Annotated in this window: 3 protein-coding genes; 2 read left to right on the forward strand and 1 reads right to left on the reverse strand. The window is 52.5% G+C overall.

Features of this window, described 5'->3' with window-relative positions:
* The first annotated feature begins 82 nt into the window (after nucleotides 1-82).
* Nucleotides 83-385, forward strand: coding sequence for an NAD(P)H-dependent oxidoreductase (locus Q0338_RS08970; protein WP_298086451.1), 303 nt, complete (start codon nucleotides 83-85; stop codon nucleotides 383-385).
* Between the two features lie 40 nt (nucleotides 386-425).
* Here the strand turns inward: Q0338_RS08970 and Q0338_RS08975 are convergent, their stop codons facing one another.
* On the reverse strand, nucleotides 426-737 hold the full coding sequence (locus Q0338_RS08975) for a hypothetical protein (protein ID WP_298086452.1): 312 nt from the start codon (nucleotides 735-737) through the stop codon (nucleotides 426-428).
* Between the two features lie 65 nt (nucleotides 738-802).
* Here Q0338_RS08975 and Q0338_RS08980 point away from each other — a divergent pair.
* On the forward strand, nucleotides 803-1,239 hold a 437-nt coding region (locus Q0338_RS08980), incomplete at its 3' end, for an MqnA/MqnD/SBP family protein (RefSeq protein ID WP_366119865.1).

Consider the following 1,239-nt stretch of genomic DNA (forward strand, 5'->3'; position numbering starts at 1 on the left):
CGCATGCGGCGAGATTTACGAAGCTCTTAAACGACGAGCTTGAAGAGCACGAATACCAAATTTAACGAAGCAAAACAGCTACGTGCTAAGCCGCGGCTTTGCCTACGGAGAGGGTGCGAAGATCGCGGGCAAACAGCTGCAAATCGCCGTGAGCGCGGGCGGCGGGCTAGGCGAATACTCCAAGCACGGCGCGATCAAATTTAGCCTAAACGAGATTTTGCTGCCGCTTCAGTGCTGCGCGGACTTTTGCGAGCTCGTTTACGGACGGATTTTTGCTAGCTGCGGCGTGGAGCCGGGCGTGCCTGATAGTGCGATAGAGGCGCATGCGGCGAGATTTACGAAGCTCTTAAACGACGAGCTTGAAGAGCACGAATATCAAATTTAACGAAGCAAAATAGCGCGCTTGCGAGCTTAAATTTGCTTTTCTAGCGGCGATTTCCCGTGCGGAGTCGCCGCTTTTTCAAATTTAACCGCGTAAAATGTCGTCTTAGGCGCCCAAACAATGCGAGCGACTCGGCGTATCGCGGGATTCGCGCTACAGTCTTTTGCGGATGGGGCGAGTGAGCCCCCTCTTCTTGATAGGGGCGGCCCAGACCTGCGTCTTTTGGCGCTTTGTTTTGGCGCTGGCATATTTTGTGGCGCGGATTGGTCAAATTTGCGTTATCGCACCAAGGCTCGCGACCGTATCTTTTGTCGCGAGCGATGATTTTGGTTTTATGAAATTTATTTTTACGCATTAGGATTTGGCTTTAAATTTTGGTCGTTTTAAAACGGGGCAAATCCTTATAAATTCGGAGTTTTTATGATTTTTGGCAAGATTGATTATCTAAATTTGCTTCCTTTTCACGTTTTTTTAAAGCGTTCGCGCCTAAGCTCGCAGGATAAAAAAATCATCGAATTTAAAAAAGGGGTGCCGAGCAAACTAAACTGCGATCTGCGCTGTCGCAGGATCGACGCCGCCGTGGTCTCAAGCATCGAAAGCCGCAAAAAACGTTACAAAAAGGTAAGTCTGGGCATTGTCGCAAAAGGCGACGTCAAAAGCGTGCTCGTGCGAAAGGGCACCGCCGCGCGTCCGGACCCCGCGTCTGCGAGCTCAAACGCGCTAGCCGGAGTGCTGGGGCTAGAGGGCGAGGTGCTCATCGGCGACCGCGCGCTAAAGGCGTATCTGCGGGATGGCAAGGAGGCGTTTCACGACCTTGGGCGGGCGTGGCGCGAGCGGACGGGCTTGCCGTTTGTTTT

The sequence above is a fragment of the uncultured Campylobacter sp. genome, from assembly GCF_938018145.1.
In the GTDB taxonomy this organism is placed as follows: Bacteria; Campylobacterota; Campylobacteria; order Campylobacterales; family Campylobacteraceae; genus Campylobacter_A.

Coding starts and splice junctions, on each gene's coding strand:
- Q0338_RS08975 (WP_298086452.1), bottom strand. CDS start 737: ATGCGTAAAAATAAATTTCATAAAACCAAAATCATCGCTCGCGACAAA.